The sequence below is a fragment of the Enterococcus sp. 7F3_DIV0205 genome, assembly GCF_002141365.2.
Classification (GTDB): Bacteria; Bacillota; Bacilli; order Lactobacillales; family Enterococcaceae; genus Enterococcus_L; species Enterococcus_L palustris.
The window spans coordinates 3,408,315-3,432,392 of sequence record NZ_CP147244.1 but is presented as its reverse complement, the minus strand read 5'-3'; the positions used below and the strand labels follow the sequence as shown (position 1 = coordinate 3,432,392).

Below are 24,078 nucleotides of genomic sequence, written 5' to 3'. Positions count from 1 at the left end.
ATTTTTTATGAGCTGATGTTAAACAGTACAACGAATGAAGTGTTCGTTGATTCTTTATTTGTCTTTATATTATTTCTGCAGTAAATTTAATTCTAAGAAGTCGCTACACGGAATAGCGGTTGATTAAATTCAACAACATCCTCATTTTGTACCAACACTTCACTGATTACACCATCTACAGTGGACGTGATTTCATTCATAAGCTTCATCGCTTCTACAATACAAATGACCTCACCTTTTTTCACTGAATCTCCTACTTGCTTAAAGTTTTCTTTATCTGGAGCAGGTTTTAAGTACACAATCCCGACAATTGGAGAAATGACTTCTTCTGTGTTTTCCGGTTTTGTTTCATTTTTTACAGTCTCATTTACAGTTTCTTTCACTTCTACTGTTTGACTAGAAACTTCTGCTGTTCCTTGGCTTACTATGTTGCTGTCAGCTGCTTGTTTTACTTCATTTGATGATTTTAGTGCCACTTTATTTTTATTCATATAAAGACCAAAAGAACCTTCTTTAAGGTCAAATTCTGTTAGTGTTGATTGATCAAATTGTGATAATAACTCTTTTACTTCATTGATATTCATCTTAATCCTCCCAACGTTTTAAACAAAGTACTGCATTATGACCACCAAAGCCAAAAGAATTTGTTAAAGCATAATCAAATGTATGTTTTTGACTTTCATTGGTGACAATATCGATTTCGATGGCTTCATCCACTTGCTCAATATTGATCGTTGGTGGAATAAATTGATGTTGTAAAGCATTCAAAGTAGCAATTGCTTCAATACCACCGGTTGCACCTAATGCATGTCCTGTCATACTTTTCGTACTGCTGACACGAACATTTTTAGAAGCTTCACCCAATGCCGTTTGAATGGCTTTGGTTTCTGCAACATCATTTGATGGTGTACTTGTGCCGTGAGCATTGATGTAACCTATTTTAGAAGCTTCGATTGTCGCTTCATCAATTGCCAGTCTCATAGCTTTAGCAGCTCCACTTCCATCAGGTCTAGGTGATGTCATATGATATGCATCACAATTTGAACCATATCCAACAATTTCACCCAAGATTTTGGCGCCTCTATTTTGTGCATGTTCCAAAGACTCGAGAACTAAAATCCCCGCTCCTTCTCCCATCACAAAACCACTGCGGTCTTTATCAAAAGGAATCGACCCTCTATTTGGATTTTCTTCTGAGGTAACGGCTGTTAATGATGCAAAACCTGCAATGCCTATTTCGGTAATTGAGGCTTCGGTTCCTCCTGCTAGTATTACATCTGAATACCCATGTTTAATATTTCTAAAAGCCTCACCAATTGAGTTATTCGCTGTAGCACAAGCGGTGACAGTTGCGGTACATGTTCCTCTTGCTCCTACACGTAAAGCGATATTGCCTGCAGCCATATTTCCAATGGCCATTGGTATAAATAAAGGTGCCACTCTTTTAGGTCCTTTTTCACGCATTCGGGTCACCTGATCTTGTATGGTTTGAAGTCCACCGATCCCAGAACCTACCATAACACCAAAACGATCAACATCTATTTCATCTATATCCAATCTACTCATTTCCATTGCTTCTAATGCTGCATAAATACCAAAGAGAGAAAACATATCCATTCGTTTAGCATCTTTTTTGGCAAAATACTTATCAAAAGGAAAATCCTTTACTTCTGCCGCTAATGTAATACCCGTCTCATCTGCATCAAACTTTGTAATTGGACCAATCCCGTTTTTCCCTGTTTGTAAACTTTCTAAAAAGGTTTCTGCATCATTCCCAATTGGAGATGCTACACCATAACCTGTAATAACTACGCGATTCATTCAACCGCTCCTTTCATGCTTATTCATTAGCCGTGCATGACTAAACCGCCATCTACATTCAAGACTTGTCCTGTAATATACGGGCTTTTTGCTAAAAAGATAGCTGTATTCGCAACATCTTCCACTTGACCAAAAGATTGCAATGGAATTTGTTGATTCATTTGTTCTTTGACTTTATCAGATAACACTTCTGTCATTTCTGTTTCAATAAAACCTGGCGCAATAGCGTTACATGTAATGCCACGTGCAGCAACTTCTCTGGCTACAGATTTTGTTAAACCGATGACCCCAGCTTTACTTGCAGCATAATTAGCCTGACCAATATTCCCCATCAGACCGACAACACTAGACATGTTGATAATACTTCCACTACGCTGTTTCATCATCTTTTTGATTGCATGTTGTGTCATATTGAATGTTCCCGTTAAGTTAATTTGAATACAGCGAGTAAAGTCTTCTTCAGACATTCTCAATAATAGTTTGTCATTAGTAATCCCTGCGTTATTCACTAAAATATCAATCGAGCCTAAGCCATCAACAATAGCTTGAATCATTTCTCCAGCAGACTCAAAATTAGCAATATCTCCAGAAACACCGATACATTTAACGCCAAAAGATTCTATTTCTGCAATTAAATCAGTGCTGATTTCTCCACGTCCATTTAGGGCAATATTGGCGCCTTCTTTTGCAAAAGCTAAAGCAACAGCTTTACCAATGCCACGCGTACTCCCTGTAACAAAAACGTTCTTTCCTTTTAAATCCATTCGTTACCTCCCGTCCAACAGTGCTTGCGCTTCAGACAATGTTTTTTCATCTTCGACACGAGCTGTGTTGATTTCTTTATCGATTTTCTTGATAAAACCAGTCAATGTTTTACCTGGTCCAACTTCTATAATTACATCAACATTCATTTTTTTAATTGTTTCGATACTATCAGCAAAACGAACAGCAGACATGACTTGTTTTTCTAATAACTCTTTGATCTCTGTTTGCTCCATTACTTGTGCTGTAGTATTACTTATCACAGGAATCGTCATTTCTGCAAAATTTATTTTTTTCAGTTCAGCTGCTAATCTTTCAGAAGCAGGTTTTAATAGTGCTGTATGAAAAGGACCGCTGACCTTTAGCGTGACCGTCCGCTTCACTCCCGCTTCTGTTAATAACTCGACAGCTTTATCAACAGCAAGTGTTTCGCCACCAATCACGATTTGTTGAGGTGTATTATAGTTTGCAGGAGACACGATTCCAAAAGAACTTGCCTTTTGACAGCATTCTTCAATCAATGAACGATCTGCATTCATTACTGCAACCATTTTACCTGTTCCAGATGGCGCAGCCTCAGCCATGAATTTACCTCTTTTAGCCACTAGTTGAACAGCTTCTTTAAATGGAATCGCACCACTAGCAACAAGTGCACTGTATTCTCCAAGACTTAATCCTGCTACAATATCCGGCTGATATCCTTTAGCATTCAAAAGACGATAAAAAGCAACACTAACTGTTAAAATCGCGGGTTGTGTGTACATTGTTTCGTTTAACTTGTCATTTTCAGTAAAACAAAGCTCTGCCATATCATAACCTAGAGCATCGCTTGCTTCTTGAAATGTTTCGCGAACAATCATCTCTTGATCAAATAATTCTTTACCCATTCCAATATACTGAGCACCTTGCCCACTAAATAAAAAAGCTGTCTTCATTACTTTACTCCCTTACATTAAATGCTAGATAAATTTAATCGTTCTTACAGCCAGCGACTGCATTCAGCGGCCATAACTTTCTTTGTTTCACTAATATAAGATTCAATAATTTCTTTTGCAGTTTCTTCTTTTGTTACAAGACCTGCAATTTGTCCGGCCATAATCGATCCATGATTCACATCTCCATCTACAACTGCTTTACGCAATGCCCCTTGACCTAATTCATCAAATTGCACGAGATCTGGATTGGCTTTTCTTAGTTCTATTTTTTCTAAGCGATCATATTCATTGGTTAACTTATTTTTGATTGCTCTCACAGGATGCCCAAAATGTTGGCAAGTAACAGTTGTATCGACATCTCTGGCTTTGATGATCCTTGCCTTATAATTTTCATGTACTGTACACTCTTTTGCAACTAAAAAACGCGTACCAACTTGAACTGCATCTGCGCCTAACATTAGTGCAGCTGCCATTCCGCGACCATCACCAATCCCACCTGCGGCAATAACTGGAATAGTCAACGCATCTACAACTTGCGGTACAATACTCATTGTCGTCAGTTTCCCTATATGTCCTCCAGCTTCCATCCCTTCAACTATCACTGCATCTGCTCCAATTTTCTCCATTCGAACACCTAATGCAACAGAAGGAATCACTGGAATTACTTTAATTTTATGTTCTTTAAAACGAGCCATATATTTGCTAGGATTCCCCGCTCCTGTAGTAACTACTGGTACGTTCTCTTCACAAACTAAATCCACAATATCTTGTGCAAATGGCGATAACAACATAATATTGACGCCAAATGGTTTATCTGTTATTTTTTTGATTTTCTTAATCTCAGCTTGAACAACTTCTTTTGGCGCATTGCCTCCAGCAATGATGCCTAAACCCCCAGCTTCAGAAACAGCACCCGCTAAAGAAGCATCTGCAATCCACGCCATGCCCCCTTGAAAAATGGGGTATTCAATTTCGATCAGCTCACATATCTTTGATTGCATAAATTACATCCTTAAAATCCTAGAATCATTAATCAAAAAAGAGCTGGAACAAAACCCTATAAGTTTAGTACCAGCTTTTTTAATTCCAACGAGCGGTGTGAAAAAAGCAAGGCTTTTCAGCAATTGTTGAGAATCACAGAAAGACTTGCTCATCCAACTTTTTATTTTACCTAATCGCTTTAATTATTACGCTTTTTGTTTTTCTACGTATGTTACCAAATCTTGAACAGTAGTGATACCATCTTCAGATTCAATTTTAATATCAAATGCATCTTCGATTTCATTAATGATTTGGAATAAGTCTAAGCTATCCGCATCTAATTCTTCTTGAATGTTTGTTGTTAATTTTACTTCCTCAGGTTCTTTACCTAATTCTTCTACAATAATTGCTTGAATTTTTTCGAATACCATGTGTATATTCCTCCAATAATTTTCTTTTTTTAGTTTATATAGTTACAGGTTTTACAGCGTTAAGAGGATTGATCCCCACGTTAAACCGCCGCCGTAGCCTGTTAACACAATTTTTTGTTTGGAGCCTAATTGAAGCACTCCCTTTTCTATTGACTCATCTAATAACAACGGAATACTTGCACCAGATGTATTACCATTATGTTCCATATTTGTGAGAAATTTTTCTCTTGGAACTTTGAGTTTTTTTGATATTTTCTCAATGATGCGTTTATTGGCTTGATGCAACAATAAATAATCAACATCGTCTTCAACAATTTCCTGAATATTTCTGGTCACATCGTTTAATGAAAAATCATAGATATCTCTACCCGTCATTTGTAAATATGCTGAGCCTTCAGATACTCCAGAATAAAAAGGACTTTTATTCTCTACATAGCCGGAAGTCAGTGACTTTCCTCTTTTTCCATCAGATTGAAGTTTTTCTTTGAGGAAATGTTCTTCATCACTAGCTTCAATGAGTACACCTGCCGCGCCATCTCCAAATAATACAGCTGTACTACGGTCGTTCCAATCAAGAACTTTTGATAATGTCTCTCCACCAATGATCATTCCTAATTTATGACCAGTACGAATTAATTTTTCTCCCACACTTAATGCATAAACAAAACCTGTACACGCTGCACTGACGTCGAAAGCAAAAGCATGTGTGGCCGAAATACTTCCTTGAACAAGACAAGCTACAGAAGGTGTACCATAATCTGGTGTCATTGTTGCGACAAGAATAAAATCTAAATCTTCTGCTTTTCTACCAGATTTTTCCAATAGCTTTTCAGCTACTTTAATACATAAATCCGAAGTATTTTCATTCGTAGTAATATTTCTTGAGCGTATGCCTGTTCGACTAGAAATCCATTCATCTGAGGTATCCATCATCGTTGAAAGATGATCATTTGATACAGCATTTTCAGGAACATAACGGCTCGTACAAGTTATTTTCGCGTATTGATTCATCTTGATCCTCACTTTTTATTTATATTCCTTTAAGAAATCATGAAGATTTTTCAATGCTTTTAATAAAGCTTTTTCTTCTGCTTTATCCATTCCATTCAAAATTCTTTTGACCATTTCTCTATGGAAATGCTGATGAACACGAAAAAGTAATTTTCCTTTTTTGGTCAAACCTAACTTGACTACTCGGCGATCATCTTCACTTCGTAAGCGCTCAACATAGCCTTTTTTTACAAGGTTATTAATCGCTACTGTCAATGTTCCTACAGTGATTGACAATTCTTTAGCAACTTCTGAAGATGTTTTCTTCTTATACATTCCAATTGCTTCAATTGTGTGCATCTCAGTAATGGATAAGTCATTGAATTGCGATTTTTTCAATTCAGATTCTTCAATTGTCAAAATATCATTAAAAACACTGACAAGATAATCATTGACTGTTTCTAAATTAGGTTCCATTGTGTACACCATCCATATACTTTGATTATCAAATCATTTGATGTTCAAACTATATCGCATATAAAAAAAGATTGCAAGTAAAATCTTTAATTTTTAATTTTTCTTAATCATGGGATGAAGAAAATCAATCATTTAACCCAAAAAAAGAGAGTAGATCTTGACAATTTAACTATAGTTAAAAAACATTTGGCAGTTCTCTCTGAATTTACTATCATTTCATTTAGTTTGAATATCAAACTATTTCTAATTTATTAAATAGAACGGAACACGATAATGTCTTTGAATCCCTAGTATTAGATACACTTGTAGCATAAGTTCCTATCGTTCAAGGAGGAATTCAGTTTGACTAAATTAGCTGGTACTGTCGGACGTAAAGGTGGCATTGCTATTCTGTCCACTGCAAAAATCGGCTATCAGGAAGAACTTTTTTGAAAACTCACCAATGAGAGCTAATATGAATGCTATAAAAAAAACAGCAGACTTTTTTGTAATCGAAGGACCTAAAGCTGGTAGACATTTAGGATTTAAAGCTGAAAAGTTGGAAGAAAGTATTGCCCACATGAATGAAGAGATTATTAAAATTATAGAAACGGTCAATGGTTTTGCTAAAGAATTCAACCAAGCTATTCCAGTCATTTTTACTGGTTCTAATGCGTTTAGAATAAAAGGAAAAACAACCGTTAAAGCGATTTTTGCTGAATTAAAAACTTCATAAATAAAAAAATCCTGTGGCGCACAAAATTGTACGCCACAGGATTTTCGATTATTATCATTAATTTTTGTTAAATACTTACTGAAACTTTCTAATTATTGAATTAAATCATAAATTTCCATCGCAACAATATCAATATTATCAAATTGATAACTTTGTTGGGAATCAGTTTCAGTTAATTCGAATGTTTCAGTTGATTTATCATAAGTTACGATACATTTTTCTGCACCTTCACGTTCAAAACGACGAACTTGAATTTCATTGTCTGTTGCTTCAGTCATTGCTTCAAGTCGCTTGATAATCGCCACAAGTTGTGAATGTTTCATAAATGGGCCTCCCTTTAAAAACTAGTTCTGTACCATTGTATCAAAACATTGTCTTTCTTGCATGATTTTTCGTCATTTTTTTTAATTTTTTTGCTGTTCTTTAATTTTTAACAGATGGTTGTTTCCCATCTGACCACCAAAGCTTGATCAAGGCTTGTGTTCCATCATCCTCAAATCCTTTATTAGCAAGCTTTTCATAGAGTTCTGTAGCTAATTTAGTAGCGGGTAACTCAAGATTCAATTTCTCAGCTTCATCTAAGGCAATCTTTAAATCTTTGATAAAATGCTTTACAAAAAATCCAGGAGAATAGTTTTCGTTTAAAATTCTTTGGCTGTAATTACTTAACGACCAGTTAGCTGCACTTCCACCAGATAACGTTTCAATTACTTTATTTAAATCTAGACCAGCTTTATTAGCATACACCATCATTTCAGTCATTCCAGTCATTGTACCTGCAATCATAATCTGATTAGCCATCTTAGTATGTTGACCCTTTCCAGAAGTTCCGTGTAACGTAAAAGTTTTTCCAAATGTCTCAAAAATAGGCAAGACTTGATCATAGACTTCTTTATCACCACCCACCATAATGGTCAATGTCCCGTTTTTAGCTCCTAGATCGCCTCCAGATACAGGAGCGTCTAATGCATCTCCACCCAGTTCATTTGCTCTTGCAGCTATCTTTGTAGCCAATGTTGGTGTGCTTGTAGTCAAATCAACAACTATCTTATTCTTAATCTCTTTTGAAAAGATGCCATTTTCATCGAAGTAAATCGTTTCAACATCTTTTGGAAAGCCTACCATTGTAAATATAATATCGCTATTTGCGACAACATCAGCAGGAGTATCTTGCCAAAATGCTCCTTCTTTTACAAGCTCATCAGTCTTGCTTTTAGTTCGATTATAGACGTTTACATTTAATCCTTTTTTCATCATATTTCTGACGATTGCAGCACCCATGACTCCAGTTCCAATAAATCCAATTTGTGGCATTATCATAATCCCCCTATTGTTTTTAATCAAAAAACTTCTAACCTTAGTATAAACCAAGACTAGAAGTTTTAACATTTATTTTCTTAAAGATGTAAATTTGACTTTGATTCGTTCGATTGAAGCCGCAGCTTCTTTCTCTAAAGTCAATTGATCATAGTATTTGATCATATCTTCATAGAATTCAAGCATTACATTTCCAAAACGAGTTGCTGATATTTCATAAAGTTTTTCTTTTAAAACAGCTTCGTCTGGTTGGATTCCTGACTCAACATAGTCAATAAAAGTTGGTGCAAAATCTAAATCTGTTTTAAATGTCCGACCTAAACTTTCATGATCAAATAAATTATTCAAATAGGCATTTCCTTCGACTACACAAGGAACACCTGAAGCCATAGCCTCAGTATAGGTCAGCCCTTGTGTTTCTGAGGTCGATGCACTGACGAAGTAATCAGCTGCTTTATAATAGATAGCAACCTGATCATTTGGCACCTCGCCAACAAATTGAATCTTATCACTTAATCCTAGTTCTTCACCTAAACAGCGCAGTTTATCAACATATGGGCCATCTCCTACAATCACGAAACGTGCATTGGAAAAACGTTCAAAAATAGCAGGCAAACCGTTAACTATTGCTTGAATATTTTTTTCATATGAAATACGGCTCAAAGACAATAACATGATATTGTCTTCAGTCAATCCCAACTCTTCTCGAAGTGCTGTTTTCATCTCAACTGTAATATCTGGTCTTTCAAACTTTTTAATGTCGATTCCTGTTGGAATAATCCTCATCGGTGATGTTACACCGTATTCTTTTAACTTATCAATAACTCTTTCACTTGGACAAACAACACCAGTTGTATGATTTGCAAAAAAACGAGAAAAATACTTTACATGAGTTGGACGTACAACTTTTCCCTTAGCGATATAATGTAAATAATCTTCATACATCGTATGATAGGTGTGAATAACAGGAATTTTAAGCTTTTTCCCAACCATTTTTCCTAGCAAACCAGCCCCAAATTCTGTATGAGTATGAATCAAATCTAAATCCAATTCTTTCGCAATCAAGTAAGCATACCACATACCACGTACTACGATCCGACGATCTTTAAAAGATACAAACGGAACACTTGGCATCCGAATAACATCTTCTTCAAATTCTTTTGCATTTGGGTCAGTCGTCGTAAAAATATAGACTTCGTGTCCTTTTTGTTCTAATTCTTCTTTAAGTGTTTTAATTGATGTGGCAACCCCACTCACTTGGGGAAAATATGTATCTGTAAAGAAACCAAATTTCACTTTGTTCCCCTCCATTAATTTTTAATTTTCCTGATGTTTGCATTCAGCTTGTTCTACTACTGCAGTACCTAAAACTTTTTCATAAACACTTTTTAACTCATGACCGATTCGTTCAATACTTTTTTGTTTTGCAACATCATAACCTGCTTGGCGTGTATTCGGTATTTTATCTTCAATAAGTGCATCAATAAAATAAGAAAATTCTTCATTTGTTTTTCCCATATAACAGTTTACTTTATCTTCAAGCCAGCCTTTATATACAGGAATGTCCCTTACCAAAACTTGTTGTTTACTAGCCAGAGCCTCTAATATGACAATTCCTTCTGTTTCCTCATAAGAAGGAAAGAAAAATAAATCTGCTGCTGAATAGGCACCTTCAATGATATCTCCTTTAATGTAACCAGGGAATAAAACATTTTCAGGATGATCTTCCTTAACTATTGTTCTAATGGTCCGAGGGATCGAATACATAGGCGTATGTCCAAACCAGATAAAACGATAATCAGGAAATCTTCTTGCAAGTTCAACAAAATCAATAATACCTTTTCTTTCAAAATAAAGACCTACACAAATAATTACTTTTTGTTTTTCTTCTATTTTAAAATACTCTCTAAATTTTTGCTCTTTTTCTTCAGAACGTTCAAAGCGTTTCAAGTCAATCCCATTTGAAATTGAAGCAATTGGAACTGTTATTCCATACCCTTCTAATAAGTCCTTAGAGTAAGGTGTAGGTGTAATCAAATAGTCTGCTTTAGAATACAAACTAACTAAGTATTTTTTAACTAAAGGAGAGACCTGATTGGACCCGATAAATGAATTTCTGAAGTCTTCCTCTGTTGAGTGGGCGTGATAGATGACCTTTTTCCCTAATTTTTTTGCTTTATTTACCATACTATGGCTATTGATTCCATAAGTATTAATATGTAAAATGTCGTAATCCGTACAATCAGCGTCTAGTGTATACTCTATACCTACTTCAGAGAGTGCACGCTTCTGATGGTCTAACGCTCGTCCTATTCCAGACTTGGCTAATATTTTCTCACCTTCAAAATATAATAAAACCTTCACGTTGCCCCTCCTAACCTCTTAAAAATATTATAACATAGCTTAAAGAATCCTCACTCAATCTAAAGTCGTAATTTAATCGAATCACAAACATTATATCAAAAAATAGCTCATGAAAGCTATTATTCCACAAAATAGATCATTAACATGACAAAACTGTTAGATTAAGATAAGCAATTTTACTCCTTAAGATCATTATTTCATCTTTTGTTGTTTCTATCAAATAATAAAATTTATTTTACAATAAAATAAAAAAAAACGAAAACTTATTCAGTCTTCGTTTTTTTACTCCGGCAGTAGGACTCGAACCTACGACATCATGATTAACAGTCATGCGCTACTACCAACTGAGCTATGCCGGAATAACAACTAGCGTGGCGACGTCCTACTCTCACAAAGGGAAACCCTTCACTACAATCGGCGCTAAGAAGCTTAACTTCTGTGTTCGGCATGGGAACAGGTGTATCCTTCTCGCTATCGCCACCACACTGGGTGTTGTTGCTATTAAATTGAGTGATTATTCACTCAAAACTGGATTGAAGTAGTAATCAAAAGTCCGAAAAACTTTTTTATTTCGTTTCTTTGGTTAAGTCCTCGACCGATTAGTATTGGTCCGCTCCGTACATCACTGCACTTCCACTTCCAACCTATCTACCTGATCATCTCTCAGGGGTCTTACTTTCTTAAAGAAATGGGAAATCTCATCTTGAGGTGGGCTTCACACTTAGATGCTTTCAGCGTTTATCCCTTCCCTACATAGCTACCCAGCAATGCCCTTGGCAGAACAACTGGTACACCAGCGGTAAGTCCATCCCGGTCCTCTCGTACTAAGGACAGCTCCTCTCAAATTTCCAACGCCCGCGACGGATAGGGACCGAACTGTCTCACGACGTTCTGAACCCAGCTCGCGTGCCGCTTTAATGGGCGAACAGCCCAACCCTTGGGACCGACTACAGCCCCAGGATGCGACGAGCCGACATCGAGGTGCCAAACCTCCCCGTCGATGTGGACTCTTGGGGGAGATAAGCCTGTTATCCCCAGGGTAGCTTTTATCCGTTGAGCGATGGCCCTTCCATGCGGAACCACCGGATCACTAAGCCCGACTTTCGTCCCTGCTCGACTTGTAAGTCTCGCAGTCAAGCTCCCTTCTGCCTTTACACTCTGCGAATGATTTCCAACCATTCTGAGGGAACCTTTGGGCGCCTCCGTTACTCTTTAGGAGGCGACCGCCCCAGTCAAACTGCCCACCTGACACTGTCTCCCACCACGATAAGTGGTGCGGGTTAGAGGGTTCATAACACAAGGGTAGTATCCCACCAGCGCCTCCACCGAAACTAGCGTTCCGGGTTCATCGGCTCCTACCTATCCTGTACATGTGGTACAAACACTCAATATCAAGCTACAGTAAAGCTCCATGGGGTCTTTCCGTCCTGTCGCGGGTAACCTGCATCTTCACAGGTACTAAAATTTCACCGAGTCTCTCGTTGAGACAGTGCCCAAATCGTTACGCCTTTCGTGCGGGTCGGAACTTACCCGACAAGGAATTTCGCTACCTTAGGACCGTTATAGTTACGGCCGCCGTTTACTGGGGCTTCAATTCTGAGCTTCGCCGAAGCTAACCCATCCTCTTAACCTTCCAGCACCGGGCAGGCGTCAGCCCCTATACTTCATCTTTCGATTTTGCAGAGACCTGTGTTTTTGATAAACAGTCGCTTGGGCCTATTCACTGCGGCTGACCGAAGTCAGCACCCCTTCTCCCGAAGTTACGGGGTCATTTTGCCGAGTTCCTTAACGAGAGTTCGCTCGCTCACCTTAGGATACTCTCCTCGACTACCTGTGTCGGTTTACGGTACGGGCAGTTGTTTTCTCACTAGAAGCTTTTCTTGACAGTGTGACATCAGGAACTTCGGTACTATTATTTCCCTCCCCATCACAGCTTGTCCGTATAGAGTAAAGCATTTGACTCTACTCAAGACTTACTGCTTGGACATGCACTTCCAGTCGCATGCATTCCTTAGCCTCCTGCGTCCCTCCATTGCTCAAACAAAAACAACTGGTACAGGAATATCAACCTGTTGTCCATCGCCTACGCCTATCGGCCTCGGCTTAGGTCCCGACTAACCCTGGGCGGACGAGCCTTCCCCAGGAAACCTTAGTCATACGGTGGACGGGATTCTCACCCGTCTTTCGCTACTCATACCGGCATTCTCACTTCTAAGCGCTCCAGCCGTCCTCACGATCGACCTTCAACGCCCTTAGAACGCTCTCCTACCATCACACCAGAGGTGTGATCCACAGCTTCGGTAATATGTTTAGCCCCGGTACATTTTCGGCGCAGGGTCACTCGACTAGTGAGCTATTACGCACTCTTTAAATGGTGGCTGCTTCTGAGCCAACATCCTAGTTGTCTGTGCAACCCCACATCCTTTTCCACTTAACATATATTTTGGGACCTTAGCTGGTGGTCTGGGCTGTTTCCCTTTCGACTACGGATCTTATCACTCGCAGTCTGACTGCCGAATATGAATGAATGGCATTCGGAGTTTATCTGAATTCGGTAACCCGAGATGGGCCCCTAGTCCAAACAGTGCTCTACCTCCATCATTCTTAACTTCGACGCTAGCCCTAAAGCTATTTCGGAGAGAACCAGCTATCTCCAAGTTCGTTTGGAATTTCTCCGCTACCCACAGCTCATCCCCGCACTTTTCAACGTACGTGGGTTCGGTCCTCCAGTGCGTTTTACCACACCTTCAACCTGGCCATGGGTAGATCACATGGTTTCGGGTCTACGACTACATACTCATTCGCCCTATTCAGACTCGCTTTCGCTGCGGCTCCGGCTCTTCACCTTAACCTCGCATGCAATCGTAACTCGCCGGTTCATTCTACAAAAGGCACGCCATTACCCATTAACGGGCTTTGACTTGTTGTAGGCACACGGTTTCAGGATCTATTTCACTCCCCTTCCGGGGTGCTTTTCACCTTTCCCTCACGGTACTGGTTCACTATCGGTCATTAGGGAGTATTTAGCCTTGCGGGATGGTCCCCGCGGATTCCGACGGAATTTCTCGTGTTCCGCCGTACTCAGGATCCTCCTAGGTGTTGCCAACATTTCGTCTACGGGGCTATTACCCACTTTGGCGAACCTTTCCAGGTTCTTCGACTATCTTGACAGACTACCACAACGGAGTCCTACAACCCCAACAAGCAAGCTTGTTGGTTTGGGCTCTTCCCGTTTCGCTCGCCGCTACTCAGGGAATCGAATTTTCTTTCTCTTCCTGCAGGTACTAAGATGTTTCAGTTCTCTGCGTCTACCTCTAACCAGCTATGTATTCACTGGCAAGTAACATCCTATAAAAGATGTTGGGTTTCCCCATTCGGAAATCTCTGGATCATAGCTCACTTACAGCTCCCCAAAGCATATCGGTGTTAGTCCCGTCCTTCATCGGCTCCTAATGCCAAGGCATCCACCGTGCGCCCTTATTCACTTAACCTTATGACCTTACGGTCAGTTTGTTTGGTTCGTTTCTCTAGCGATAGAGGCGTCACCAATAAAATAAGCATTCGAACTATTTTAATTAAAAAACTCATTCAACGCGGTGTTCTCGGTTTGTTTTGATTACTTTTTTACTTCAATATCCAGTTTTCAATGAACAATACTAGTAACCCATTGGTTACTAATGGAGCCTAGCGGGATCGAACCGCTGACCTCCTGCGTGCAAAGCAGGCGCTCTCCCAGCTGAGCTAAGGCCCCGTGGTACTTATTAATTTGAGAGTAAACCTCTCAAAACTGAACAAAGTGTCGACGAATGTGTAAGTTTCCGTAATATTCCTTAGAAAGGAGGTGATCCAGCCGCACCTTCCGATACGGCTACCTTGTTACGACTTCACCCCAATCATCTATCCCACCTTAGGCGGCTGGCTCCACAAGGGTTACCTCACCGACTTCGGGTGTTACAAACTTTCGTGGTGTGACGGGCGGTGTGTACAAGGCCCGGGAACGTATTCACCGCGGCGTGCTGATCCGCGATTACTAGCGATTCCGGCTTCATGTAGGCGAGTTGCAGCCTACAATCCGAACTGAGAGAAGCTTTAAGAGATTTGCATGACCTCGCGGCCTAGCGACTCGTTGTACTTCCCATTGTAGCACGTGTGTAGCCCAGGTCATAAGGGGCATGATGATTTGACGTCATCCCCACCTTCCTCCGGTTTGTCACCGGCAGTCTCGCTAGAGTGCCCAACTGAATGATGGCAACTAACAATAAGGGTTGCGCTCGTTGCGGGACTTAACCCAACATCTCACGACACGAGCTGACGACAACCATGCACCACCTGTCACTTTGTCCCCGAAGGGAAAGCTCTATCTCTAGAGTGGTCAAAGGATGTCAAGACCTGGTAAGGTTCTTCGCGTTGCTTCGAATTAAACCACATGCTCCACCGCTTGTGCGGGCCCCCGTCAATTCCTTTGAGTTTCAACCTTGCGGTCGTACTCCCCAGGCGGAGTGCTTAATGCGTTAGCTGCAGCACTGAAGGGCGGAAACCCTCCAACACTTAGCACTCATCGTTTACGGCGTGGACTACCAGGGTATCTAATCCTGTTTGCTCCCCACGCTTTCGAGCCTCAGCGTCAGTTACAGACCAGAGAGTCGCCTTCGCCACTGGTGTTCCTCCATATATCTACGCATTTCACCGCTACACATGGAATTCCACTCTCCTCTTCTGCACTCAAGTCTCCCAGTTTCCAATGACCCTCCCCGGTTGAGCCGGGGGCTTTCACATCAGACTTAAGAAACCGCCTGCGCTCGCTTTACGCCCAATAAATCCGGACAACGCTTGCCACCTACGTATTACCGCGGCTGCTGGCACGTAGTTAGCCGTGGCTTTCTGGTTAGATACCGTCAAGGTAAGAGCAGTTACTCTCCTACTTGTTCTTCTCTAACAACAGAGTTTTACGATCCGAAAACCTTCTTCACTCACGCGGCGTTGCTCGGTCAGACTTTCGTCCATTGCCGAAGATTCCCTACTGCTGCCTCCCGTAGGAGTCTGGGCCGTGTCTCAGTCCCAGTGTGGCCGATCACCCTCTCAGGTCGGCTATGCATCATGGCCTTGGTGAGCCGTTACCTCACCAACTAGCTAATGCACCGCGGGTCCATCCATCAGTGACACCCGAAAGCGTCTTTCAAATCAACACCATGCGGTGTCGACTGTTATGCGGTATTAGCACCTGTTTCCAAGTGTTATCCCCCTCTGATGGGTAGGTTACCCACGTGTTACTCACCCGTCCGCCACTCCTCTTTTCAAATGAGTGCAAGCACTCGGTAGAAAAGAAGCGTTCGACTTGCATGTATTAGGCACGCCGCCAGCGTTCGTCCTGAGCCAGGATCAAACTCTCATAATAAAAGTTGAACACAATCCGAAGATTGTTAAGCTCATTTGTTTGCTAGCATATTGCTTCGCTTTGTTAAAAATTGTTGTTTGTTTTTACCGTTGTAAAAACAACCTACACATTTGGTTCGTCTTACTTTGTTCAGTTTTCAAAGGTCTACTGTGTTACCTCGCAGCAACTTTTATATCATATCAAATCTTCGATTTGATGTCAACACTTTTTTTAAAAAAGTTTCAAAGTTTTTTCTGCTTGATGTTATCGAATGTTTCGCGACAACTTCATTAGTTTATCAGGTTGTTTGTTATTTGTCAACAACTTTTTCCTGATTTTTCAAGTTTTTTTAAAACCTGAAATGTTATTCTATTTTTGTCGTTTGGCGTATTTCATCAGTGCCTTGCGACAAGATATAATATAACAAGTTTTTCTTAATTGGTCAACCATTTTCTTTAAAAAAATTAAAAAGTTTTTTCTTCGATTTTGTTACATTTAAACGTTCTTTCGTCTTTACGATATAAATTTCATTTCACATTATAGTTTACATTGAAATACTATCTAATCACGATTGTTATTTCATATCATACGAAAATAGTTCGAATTTATTTCCTTTTGAATCGGTTGAACTTCCCACGTTAATGAATTCATTGCTTCTATAAAATTGTACCAACTTCTGATTACTGGCTAAACAATCTAAGCGCAATTCAGAGACTTCACCGCTAAATCGTTGCTTTAATGCGTTTAACAATTCTTTTCCATATGCATTTCTTCTATAGAGTGGTCGGATGATTACACGATGAAGGTAACAGGCCGTTTGATCGAACCCAAACTCTTGCCAAAGCATTTTATCCCATTCCGTTGGTACTTTCCATGCAGCCGCCATTCCTACTAGTTCGTTTTTACTATTATAGAAGAAATAGACCTCTCCTTTTCCAACAGCATCAGCTAAGTCATGTTTATCTTCTCCTTGTAAAACATCTGACCATTGATCACTACCTGTTTCTTTCAGCCACTGCGCACTTTCTTTCAATAATCCGATAGCTGTTTTAGCATCTGTGATTTTTGCTTGCTCTAGCTTCATAATGTATCCTCCATAATAAATTTAAAAAAAGACGGGACAAAACCATACATTAGGTTTGCTCCGTCCTTTAATTCTAGAATAAAAGGTGTACAGTAAAAATATCCTTTTATCTTTATGTATCTGTTTAATTTTAAAACATCGGGACTCCTTCAATATCATAAGAAGCTAGTAAATTTTTTAATTCAGATGGTTTTTCCCACACATAGTTATCATTGATTGTAGGAACTGCATGATCTTCATTCATTTCAAATACAAATAAAGGCATATTTTCAGCATCCGTATGTGCATTTGTTAGCTCTACTAAATTAATTGAAGTAACATCTAGTTGAATTTCTTCTTTGAAAACTTGCAACATACTTGCTAATCCCGTCATATCTTCAGAAACTTTTGTTGTAACAAACGCCATTGACTCACCCACTGGATGAACAAGAAACTTCTTTGAACCATCATTTAGGTTCAGCATAATAGTACCAGCGACTTTTTTGTTAGACAAAACATCCACCTCAATTAATTTTTGTTTTCAGAAACTAGGAAAATTGTACCATATTTTCTGAAAAAAAACAGAATTATTTCTCGAACAATTCATCCATGGCTTCATCAGTCCAGATAGGGAGCTCTTTTCTTAACGTTTCAAAGCCAATTTTTTTATTTTTGTTCGTAAAATATTTTTTACGTCGGTGGTTTGGCGGCAATACTTGGGTTTCTAAAGTTCTTAAAGATAAACTAATTTTTTGTGAATATTCATCAATATCGATTACTTGAACTTTGACTTTTTCTCCAACCGTTAATATGCTATGAATGTTTTTAGTATACCCTGCCTGTACTTCTGAAACATGTATTAATCCTTGAACTGTGTCGCTCAATGAAACAAAAGCACCATAGGGCTGTAGTCCTGTGATTGTTCCGTTAAGAATCAATCCTATTTTGTATTCCATACTAGTATCCTCTTTTCATTATTCCCATCAAAATAATTATCTCAACTAAAATGATATCACGTTCCATTAAAAAGTGCATGACTTTATTTCTACTATATATATTATTGATTCTTTTTGTTCATATTTTATGAAAACTCTATTATACTATAGTTAAGTTTTATTTAACGAAAAATAGTTTTAATAGAAAGGAAGAATTGAATGATAGAATTTGATACAGTCTATAATCGCCGTAATACAAATTGCTCTAAGTGGGATTCCATTAAAGATACCTACGGAGAAGATGGCTTATTGCCATTATGGATAGCTGATATGGATTTTAAAGCGAATCAACCTGTGCTAGATGCATTAAAAGAAAGTGTAGAACAAGGTATTTTAGGGTACTCACCTGCTCCTGATTCATTATATGAAGCAATTCAGAGTTGGCAAAAGCGGCACCATGATTATTCTGTCAATAAAGAAGCAATCCTTTTCAATAGCGGTGTTGTGCCAAGTCTCTCTTTAGCTATTCAAGCTTATACTGAACCTGGTGATGCAATTTTGATCCATGATCCAGTCTATCCTCCGTTCGCTAAAGTTGTAGAACAAAATGATCGGAAACTCGTTCGAAGTCGATTACTAATTGAGCAAGACCACTTTGTTATGAATCTCGAAGAGATAGAAAAACAAATTATTACCGAAAATATCCGTCTTTTCATCCTTTGTAACCCTCATAATCCCGGCGGACGTGTTTGGACTAAAAGTGAGTTGGAAGCTTTCGGTAAATTATGTGCAAAATACGATGTGCTTGTTGTCAGTGATGAGATCCATCAAGATTTGATTTTTGCTCCTCACGTATTTACGACATTCACAAATGTTCACTCAACATTCAAAGATTTTTCGATTACTTTAACCGCTGCAACGAAAACATTTAACCTAGCTGGCATTAAAAATTCAATGATTTTTATTGAAAATCCAGATCTACGTAAAAAATTTCTGGTAGCCCAAGAACGTAATTCTCAAAATGAAATCAATATTTTCGGTTATGTTGGAACAGAAGCGGCCTATCAAAATGGCGATACTTGGTTAGAAGAATTGCTTGTTTATCTTAAAGAAAATATCGACACTGTCAGTGAATTCTTAAAAGCTGAACTTCCTGAAGTCAACATGATGAGACCTGAAGGAACTTACTTGATTTGGTTAGATTTTTCTGCTCTCGGTTTAACCGATGCACAATTACAAAAACAACTGGTGCATAAAGGAAAAGTTGTCCTGAATCCAGGAATTAGTTTTGGTCCTGGCGGCACACAACATATGCGTCTAAATGTTGCTTGTCCAAAAGAAACTCTTTTAGAAGGCTTACGTAGAATCAAAAATGCTTTTGAATAAAATAAAAAGTGGAGCCTAAACGGTCATATGTTTAGGCTCCACTTTTTTACGTTACAAAACTATTATTCGCTGATTTCGACTTTTTCGATCACTACATCAAAAGTTGGACGATCTTGAGAATCTCTTTGTACTCCGCCGATTTCATCAACTACATCCATGCCCTCTACAACATGCCCAAAGACAGTGTGGCGGAAGTCTAGCCATGGTGTTCCACCTTTTTTATACGCTTCGATCACCTCTGTAGGGAATCCTGCTCCTTCTAATTGACCAAACATATTAGCTGGTACGTTTTGATTGTTTACGATGAAGAATTGACTTCCGTTAGTGTTTGGTCCAGCATTGGCCATTGATAGCGCCCCGCGTAAATTGAACACATCTTTTGAAAATTCATCTTCAAATTTTTCGCCGTAAATACTTTCCCCGCCCATACCTGTTCCAGTAGGGTCGCCTCCTTGAATCATGAAGTCAGGGATCACTCGATGAAAGATTACACCATCGTAGTACCCTTTTTTCGCTAGTTGAACAAAATTTTCAACTGTTTTAGGTGCATGCTCTGGGAAAAGTTGAACCGTAATATCTCCGCGGTTCGTTTTTATCACGGCTTTAGGGCCTTTAACATTTGCTAAATCTAATTGTGGAAATTCTGACATACTTATTTCCTCCTCGTTAATTTTTACTTACTTATAATATCATAACGAAGTTCACTTGGAAATTCCAATATCTTTGATAATCTTTTAAGAGAAACTTTTTTTCACAAACTCCTACTTGCTTTTTTCTGTTACAAGTGATATTTTGTGAAAAACGATATACTACATTTTTGGTTTCATTTTTTATAGATGAAAACTTTTTTTATTATAGAAACAGGAGGAAATTTTGATGTCTGATTCAAAAAACATATATGATCTAACCATCGTCGGTGCAGGTCCTGTCGGTCTTTTCGCCGCTTTTTATGCAGGGATTCGTAAAGCAAAGACTAAAATCATTGATAGTTTGCCCCAACTTGGTGGTCAGTTATCGACGCTTTACCCTGAAAAATATATTTATGATGTTCCTGGTTTTCCGGCAATCAAAGCGAGTGAACTGATTGAAAATTTAGAAAAACAAATTGCTCCTTTTGCTCATGAAACTTGTCTAGAAGAAGAAGTGAAGAATTTGGTTCAAGAAGATGGCTACTTACGCATCGAAACATCCAAAGGTGTTCACTATTCTAAAGCGGTCATCTTTGCGATTGGAAATGGCTCATTCCAGCCTCGCCGTTTAACCATTGATGGTGCAGCAGAGCTTGAAGGGAATCATGTGCATTATTATGTTACAGATATGGACAAGTTTTCTGGAAAAAAAGTTGCTATAGCTGGCGGCGGTGACTCTGCTATCGATTGGGCCTTGATGTTAGAACCTATCGCTGAAGAAGTTTCGATTATCCATCGTCGACCTGAATTCCGCGGGCATGAGCATAGTGTGGATAATTTAAAAAACTCTGAAGTCTCTATTTATACGCCTTATGTTATTGACCAATTATTGGTAGAAAACAACTCGTTCAAAGGCATTCAATTAAAAGAAACAAAAGCCGATAATTTTGAACAACTTGATTTGGATTCATTGATTATCAATTATGGCTTTACTTCATCGCTAAGTCATTTAAAAGACTGGGGCTTAGATGTCAGCCGAAATGCGATTGAGGTCAATTCAGATATGTCCACAAATATTCCTGGCGTATATGCTGTTGGTGATATTTGTAATTATGACGGCAAAGTAAAACTGATTGCCACAGGTTTTGGTGAAGCGCCTACTGCTGTAAATAATGCATTGCACTATATTAAACCTGACGCAAGAACTCAGCCGATGCATAGTACTAGTTTATTTGAAGGAAAAGAAGCTAAAATACTTTAATAAAAAATGGAACCTGCCGTTTTACGGTAAGTTCCATTTTTTTTATCCCATATCTTCCTGCCAACGTAAAATAGCTTTTTTTACATTTTCAACCAGCTCTTCTGGTGTAACACCCGTTATTCGTTCGCCTTCAAACAAAACAAAGAATGTTTGAGCACAAAGAACACATTCATTCATACAAGAATAAGAGATTACATCACCATTTTCCTCAATAAACGGATCACTCAACAATAGTTCTGCGCCTTTGGCTAAATTTTGTTCACAACATTCTATTAGTGGATTCATTGATCTTCTCCTTGCATTTTTCTCTTTAAATAGTATACCATTGATGTATCTTAATTTTAAAATTGAAGCATTTGGAGGTTATCATTTTGGTCATACAAGGAGAAACGTTAGAGAAAAAGGCCCGTCAGCTATTAAAAGATCGCGGTGTCGAAATGGAAGATTTAGCAGAGTTAGTTTTATTTTTACAAAAACCTTATATTGAAGATCTTGATTTGGCAACTTGTATGGAAAATATTGATAGTGTTTTATCAAAACGTGAAGTTCACAATACGATCATTACTGGTATTCAGTTAGATATCTTAGCTGAAGAAAAAAAATTACTGCATCCTTTACAAGAAATTTTAGAAGAAGATGAAGGTCTTTATGGTATCGATGAAATTTTAGCACTTTCGATCGTTAATGTTTATGGCTCAATCGGTTTTACCAATTATGGGTATATCGATAAAGTAAAACCAGGTATTTTAGCTAAGTTGAATTCCCATGAAGGACCACAAGTTCATACTTTCTTAGATGACATTGTCGGTGCAATCGCGGCAGCTGCTGCCAGTCGCTTGGCTCATTCTCAACCAGACAAAAGTAGCATTACGCAATAACTATTTTAATTATAGAATAAGAGCAGAACCTGATTGTACTAAGTTTTTTTGTACTTAGATTTAGGTTTCTGCTCTTTTTTACATTTTTAACGGCTTTTCAATTGCTTCAATAGTAATTCTTCTATTATAATAAGTTTAAAGTATATGACATCCTCTTATACTTCTGTTTAAAGTTACCACTATAGGCAACAAGAGTTGCTTCTGATTTTAAATGAGCACATTTTTTCAGTCGTTGATTTTCTTCCCCAATAGATAAATCAAACGCCTATAGTGGTAAACTTTATTCATTATACCCCAAATCGTTAAATCATACTTACCTCCAATATATACGCATGTTCAACAAGGATATTTAAAATAAGAGATAGAAGTAAAAAATAAAAAACGGTATCAGAATTCCTTCCAATACCGTTGTATCGTACAATAAGTAAACGCTAGCATGTTCACCATAACAAGTATTTTTAGGGGTAGATATTTTCCTAAAAATTGAGTACAATGAATCATGTCAGTGCTTTTGCATTGACGAGGGCAACTTGATCGGTCAGTGTCTTGACTTATCAGGGCTTCGTAGTTTGGCGGCCACCAAACTGTGAAGTGCCTTTTTTATTTTATTATTTCACTTCTATCCTGTACTCATTGTACAAGATGAGTGAATGTTTCGTCAATGCTGATTCTGCTTTATTTTTCCATTGAAAATCGATCTTTCTTTAAACAAATAATAGGCGTAAGGCTTTCATCAATATTTTTTGATTAGTAGAATTTTTTATTAATCTGCTAATACTTTGTTTAAATTCCTTGAATAAACAATTATTGGCTTTATTGATTTGTCGATACAGCCATTTTAAGTGCTTGTATGGCATCGAAGTGTTGAATCGTGTAGACAGTCGTTCCGATTTGCCATACTACTGAATTCGTTTGGTAACTATCACTTACACTAGCAGTTAAAGAGATTTGACCAACATTTTGTGGTGCTGGCAGCATTGCTGTTTCTAAATAGGCCACTGCTTCTTTGGCCAAAGGTTCAGCCACTTCTCCACCAATATTAGATGCTCTCACAACCATGCTCCAGTTTCCTTCTTGCCATGATAAAAAACTAGATCCTGCCGCGCCTTGTTGATACCCTTTAATTCCATAGCCTAGATCAATCTGACTACCACCATTATCAATAATTTGATTTACTGCGCTGGCAGCCGCGTCAGCCGAACCATACGTTTTTTTCTCAAATGAGGCAATTGGTTGTAAATCATTCACTGCAAGATCATTGACCACAATCCCATGATCTTCAGCATAATATAAAATTCTGAAGTTTCCTTGATCAGCAGCGCTTGTCGTTGCTGCCGTTAAATATTCAGCTGTTCTGCTTGTTAGTATAGCTTGTGGTAAGCGATCATTTGGAAAATCTGAACTTAGCTGGCTTAAAACTGCATCTGCTTGTTTAGCAGGTGTATTATTTTCTGACTTCACAGCAGATTGACTTTCACTTGTTTTGGTTTCTGATGAAGCTGAAGACGAGTTTGTGGAACTTTGACTTGTGGTACTAGATTTTGTTGTACTCCCTTTAGTTGTTTGGCTTGTTTTTTCTGTATGCTTAGCGGAAGTTGAACTTTCAGCCGTCTTGCCTTTGCCTCCACAGGCAGCTAGCGATAATCCTGCTAGTAATATAAATGAATAAATCAGTTTCTTTTTCATCTTTTCCCCTCCTGTATACTTCTTTTCTTTAGTTTATCATCAAATAACGGAATACTCACTTCATATGATTATT

Annotated in this window: 22 protein-coding genes, 2 tRNA genes and 3 rRNA genes; 4 read left to right on the top strand and 23 right to left on the bottom strand. The window is 38.5% G+C overall.

Annotation, left to right across the window (positions count from 1 at the left end):
* Positions 1–92: 92 nt before the first annotated feature.
* The 8 genes from accB to A5821_RS15950 form a co-directional block, all read right to left on the bottom strand.
* The gene (gene accB, locus A5821_RS15985; protein WP_086311969.1) at positions 93–584 is read right to left on the bottom strand and encodes an acetyl-CoA carboxylase biotin carboxyl carrier protein; all 492 of its coding nucleotides are present in this window, start codon (positions 582–584) and stop codon (positions 93–95) included.
* 1 nt (position 585) lies between these two features.
* Complete coding sequence (gene fabF / locus A5821_RS15980; protein WP_086311968.1) at positions 586–1,821, bottom strand: beta-ketoacyl-ACP synthase II; 1,236 nt, start codon at positions 1,819–1,821, stop codon at positions 586–588.
* A 26-nt stretch (positions 1,822–1,847) separates the two neighbouring features.
* Positions 1,848–2,585, bottom strand: a complete 738-nt coding sequence (gene fabG, locus A5821_RS15975; RefSeq protein WP_086311967.1) for a 3-oxoacyl-[acyl-carrier-protein] reductase — start codon at positions 2,583–2,585, stop codon at positions 1,848–1,850.
* Between the two features lie 3 nt (positions 2,586–2,588).
* A complete protein-coding gene (gene fabD / locus A5821_RS15970) occupies positions 2,589–3,518 on the bottom strand; it encodes an ACP S-malonyltransferase (RefSeq protein ID WP_086311966.1) in 930 nt (309 codons plus the stop codon).
* A 44-nt stretch (positions 3,519–3,562) separates the two neighbouring features.
* On the bottom strand, positions 3,563–4,519 hold the full coding sequence (gene fabK / locus A5821_RS15965; protein WP_086311965.1) for an enoyl-[acyl-carrier-protein] reductase FabK: 957 nt from the start codon (positions 4,517–4,519) through the stop codon (positions 3,563–3,565).
* A 186-nt stretch (positions 4,520–4,705) separates the two neighbouring features.
* Positions 4,706–4,930 (bottom strand): acyl carrier protein, encoded by a 225-nt coding sequence (locus A5821_RS15960; protein WP_010760445.1) that lies wholly within the window; start codon positions 4,928–4,930, stop codon positions 4,706–4,708.
* Positions 4,931–4,981: 51 nt separating this feature from the next.
* Complete coding sequence (locus A5821_RS15955; RefSeq protein WP_086311964.1) at positions 4,982–5,941, bottom strand: beta-ketoacyl-ACP synthase III; 960 nt, start codon at positions 5,939–5,941, stop codon at positions 4,982–4,984.
* 15 nt (positions 5,942–5,956) lie between these two features.
* Positions 5,957–6,397: a MarR family winged helix-turn-helix transcriptional regulator gene (locus tag A5821_RS15950; protein WP_170922906.1), complete on the bottom strand. Its 441-nt coding sequence runs from the start codon at positions 6,395–6,397 to the stop codon at positions 5,957–5,959.
* Between the two features lie 454 nt (positions 6,398–6,851).
* Here A5821_RS15950 and A5821_RS15945 point away from each other — a divergent pair, with 454 nt between their 5' ends.
* On the top strand, positions 6,852–7,112 hold the full coding sequence (locus A5821_RS15945) for a hypothetical protein (protein ID WP_086311962.1): 261 nt from the start codon (positions 6,852–6,854) through the stop codon (positions 7,110–7,112).
* Between the two features lie 92 nt (positions 7,113–7,204).
* Here the strand turns inward: A5821_RS15945 and A5821_RS15940 are convergent, their stop codons facing one another.
* The 12 genes from A5821_RS15940 to A5821_RS15885 form a co-directional block, all read right to left on the bottom strand.
* Positions 7,205–7,435: a YkuJ family protein gene (locus A5821_RS15940; protein ID WP_010760442.1), complete on the bottom strand. Its 231-nt coding sequence runs from the start codon at positions 7,433–7,435 to the stop codon at positions 7,205–7,207.
* Between the two features lie 100 nt (positions 7,436–7,535).
* Entirely contained in the window at positions 7,536–8,426 is an 891-nt protein-coding gene (locus A5821_RS15935) for an NAD(P)-dependent oxidoreductase (RefSeq protein WP_086311961.1), read from the bottom strand.
* Positions 8,427–8,501: 75 nt separating this feature from the next.
* Positions 8,502–9,725 carry a glycosyltransferase family 4 protein gene (locus A5821_RS15930; RefSeq protein ID WP_086311960.1) on the bottom strand — a complete coding sequence of 408 codons (1,224 nt, stop codon included), beginning with the start codon at positions 9,723–9,725 and terminating at the stop codon, positions 8,502–8,504.
* 21 nt (positions 9,726–9,746) lie between these two features.
* The gene (bgsA, locus tag A5821_RS15925; RefSeq protein WP_086311959.1) at positions 9,747–10,793 is read right to left on the bottom strand and encodes a cell wall glycolipid biosynthesis glucosyltransferase BgsA; all 1,047 of its coding nucleotides are present in this window, start codon (positions 10,791–10,793) and stop codon (positions 9,747–9,749) included.
* Positions 10,794–11,078: 285 nt separating this feature from the next.
* Positions 11,079–11,152 (bottom strand) — tRNA-Asn (locus A5821_RS15920).
* Between the two features lie 10 nt (positions 11,153–11,162).
* Positions 11,163–11,278: ribosomal RNA gene (gene rrf / locus A5821_RS15915) — 5S ribosomal RNA — on the bottom strand.
* Positions 11,279–11,372: 94 nt separating this feature from the next.
* Positions 11,373–14,284 (bottom strand): 23S ribosomal RNA (locus tag A5821_RS15910).
* A gap of 187 nt (positions 14,285–14,471) precedes the next feature.
* A tRNA-Ala gene (locus tag A5821_RS15905) sits at positions 14,472–14,544 on the bottom strand.
* Between the two features lie 83 nt (positions 14,545–14,627).
* Positions 14,628–16,188, bottom strand: a 16S ribosomal RNA gene (locus tag A5821_RS15900).
* Together the 16S, 23S and 5S rRNA genes with 2 tRNA genes alongside form the textbook arrangement of a ribosomal RNA operon.
* A 553-nt stretch (positions 16,189–16,741) precedes the next feature.
* Complete coding sequence (locus tag A5821_RS15895) at positions 16,742–17,251, bottom strand: GNAT family N-acetyltransferase (RefSeq protein ID WP_170923061.1); 510 nt, start codon at positions 17,249–17,251, stop codon at positions 16,742–16,744.
* Between the two features lie 130 nt (positions 17,252–17,381).
* The gene (locus A5821_RS15890) at positions 17,382–17,744 is read right to left on the bottom strand and encodes a hypothetical protein (RefSeq protein WP_086315680.1); all 363 of its coding nucleotides are present in this window, start codon (positions 17,742–17,744) and stop codon (positions 17,382–17,384) included.
* Positions 17,745–17,817: 73 nt separating this feature from the next.
* The gene (locus A5821_RS15885) at positions 17,818–18,186 is read right to left on the bottom strand and encodes a CvfD/Ygs/GSP13 family RNA-binding post-transcriptional regulator (protein WP_086315679.1); all 369 of its coding nucleotides are present in this window, start codon (positions 18,184–18,186) and stop codon (positions 17,818–17,820) included.
* 198 nt (positions 18,187–18,384) lie between these two features.
* Here A5821_RS15885 and A5821_RS15880 point away from each other — a divergent pair, with 198 nt between their 5' ends.
* Positions 18,385–19,551: a MalY/PatB family protein gene (locus A5821_RS15880; protein ID WP_086315678.1), complete on the top strand. Its 1,167-nt coding sequence runs from the start codon at positions 18,385–18,387 to the stop codon at positions 19,549–19,551.
* A gap of 62 nt (positions 19,552–19,613) precedes the next feature.
* Here the strand turns inward: A5821_RS15880 and A5821_RS15875 are convergent, their stop codons facing one another.
* Positions 19,614–20,201, bottom strand: a complete 588-nt coding sequence (locus tag A5821_RS15875) for a peptidylprolyl isomerase (protein ID WP_025871441.1) — start codon at positions 20,199–20,201, stop codon at positions 19,614–19,616.
* Positions 20,202–20,427: 226 nt separating this feature from the next.
* Between A5821_RS15875 and A5821_RS15870 the strand changes: the two genes are divergently transcribed.
* Positions 20,428–21,441 (top strand): NAD(P)/FAD-dependent oxidoreductase, encoded by a 1,014-nt coding sequence (locus A5821_RS15870; RefSeq protein ID WP_086315677.1) that lies wholly within the window; start codon positions 20,428–20,430, stop codon positions 21,439–21,441.
* Positions 21,442–21,483: 42 nt separating this feature from the next.
* On the opposite strand, the gene A5821_RS15865 is transcribed toward A5821_RS15870, so the two are convergent.
* Positions 21,484–21,726, bottom strand: a complete 243-nt coding sequence (locus tag A5821_RS15865; protein ID WP_086315676.1) for a DUF1450 domain-containing protein — start codon at positions 21,724–21,726, stop codon at positions 21,484–21,486.
* Between the two features lie 86 nt (positions 21,727–21,812).
* On the opposite strand from A5821_RS15865, the gene A5821_RS15860 reads away from it, so the two are divergent.
* Complete coding sequence (locus tag A5821_RS15860; protein WP_086315675.1) at positions 21,813–22,319, top strand: phosphatidylglycerophosphatase A family protein; 507 nt, start codon at positions 21,813–21,815, stop codon at positions 22,317–22,319.
* A gap of 813 nt (positions 22,320–23,132) precedes the next feature.
* Here A5821_RS15860 and A5821_RS15855 read toward each other — a convergent pair.
* Positions 23,133–24,005, bottom strand: a complete 873-nt coding sequence (locus tag A5821_RS15855) for a hypothetical protein (protein ID WP_086315674.1) — start codon at positions 24,003–24,005, stop codon at positions 23,133–23,135.
* Positions 24,006–24,078: the final 73 nt, after the last annotated feature.

Excerpts from the sequence above, each read along its gene's own strand:
- accB (WP_086311969.1), bottom strand. The coding sequence starts at position 584 with ATGAATATCAATGAAGTAAAAGAGTTATTATCACAATTTGATCAATCA.
- fabF (WP_086311968.1), bottom strand. The coding sequence starts at position 1,821 with ATGAATCGCGTAGTTATTACAGGTTATGGTGTAGCATCTCCAATTGGG.
- fabG (WP_086311967.1), bottom strand. The coding sequence starts at position 2,585 with ATGGATTTAAAAGGAAAGAACGTTTTTGTTACAGGGAGTACGCGTGGC.
- fabD (WP_086311966.1), bottom strand. The coding sequence starts at position 3,518 with ATGAAGACAGCTTTTTTATTTAGTGGGCAAGGTGCTCAGTATATTGGA.
- fabK (WP_086311965.1), bottom strand. The coding sequence starts at position 4,519 with ATGCAATCAAAGATATGTGAGCTGATCGAAATTGAATACCCCATTTTT.
- A5821_RS15960 (WP_010760445.1), bottom strand. The coding sequence starts at position 4,930 with ATGGTATTCGAAAAAATTCAAGCAATTATTGTAGAAGAATTAGGTAAA.
- A5821_RS15955 (WP_086311964.1), bottom strand. The coding sequence starts at position 5,941 with ATGAATCAATACGCGAAAATAACTTGTACGAGCCGTTATGTTCCTGAA.
- A5821_RS15950 (WP_170922906.1), bottom strand. The coding sequence starts at position 6,397 with ATGGAACCTAATTTAGAAACAGTCAATGATTATCTTGTCAGTGTTTTT.
- A5821_RS15945 (WP_086311962.1), top strand. The coding sequence starts at position 6,852 with ATGAATGCTATAAAAAAAACAGCAGACTTTTTTGTAATCGAAGGACCT.
- A5821_RS15940 (WP_010760442.1), bottom strand. The coding sequence starts at position 7,435 with ATGAAACATTCACAACTTGTGGCGATTATCAAGCGACTTGAAGCAATG.
- A5821_RS15935 (WP_086311961.1), bottom strand. The coding sequence starts at position 8,426 with ATGCCACAAATTGGATTTATTGGAACTGGAGTCATGGGTGCTGCAATC.
- A5821_RS15895 (WP_170923061.1), bottom strand. The coding sequence starts at position 17,251 with ATGAAGCTAGAGCAAGCAAAAATCACAGATGCTAAAACAGCTATCGGA.
- A5821_RS15885 (WP_086315679.1), bottom strand. The coding sequence starts at position 18,186 with ATGGAATACAAAATAGGATTGATTCTTAACGGAACAATCACAGGACTA.
- A5821_RS15880 (WP_086315678.1), top strand. The coding sequence starts at position 18,385 with ATGATAGAATTTGATACAGTCTATAATCGCCGTAATACAAATTGCTCT.
- A5821_RS15875 (WP_025871441.1), bottom strand. The coding sequence starts at position 20,201 with ATGTCAGAATTTCCACAATTAGATTTAGCAAATGTTAAAGGCCCTAAA.
- A5821_RS15870 (WP_086315677.1), top strand. The coding sequence starts at position 20,428 with ATGTCTGATTCAAAAAACATATATGATCTAACCATCGTCGGTGCAGGT.
- A5821_RS15865 (WP_086315676.1), bottom strand. The coding sequence starts at position 21,726 with ATGAATCCACTAATAGAATGTTGTGAACAAAATTTAGCCAAAGGCGCA.
- A5821_RS15855 (WP_086315674.1), bottom strand. The coding sequence starts at position 24,005 with ATGAAAAAGAAACTGATTTATTCATTTATATTACTAGCAGGATTATCG.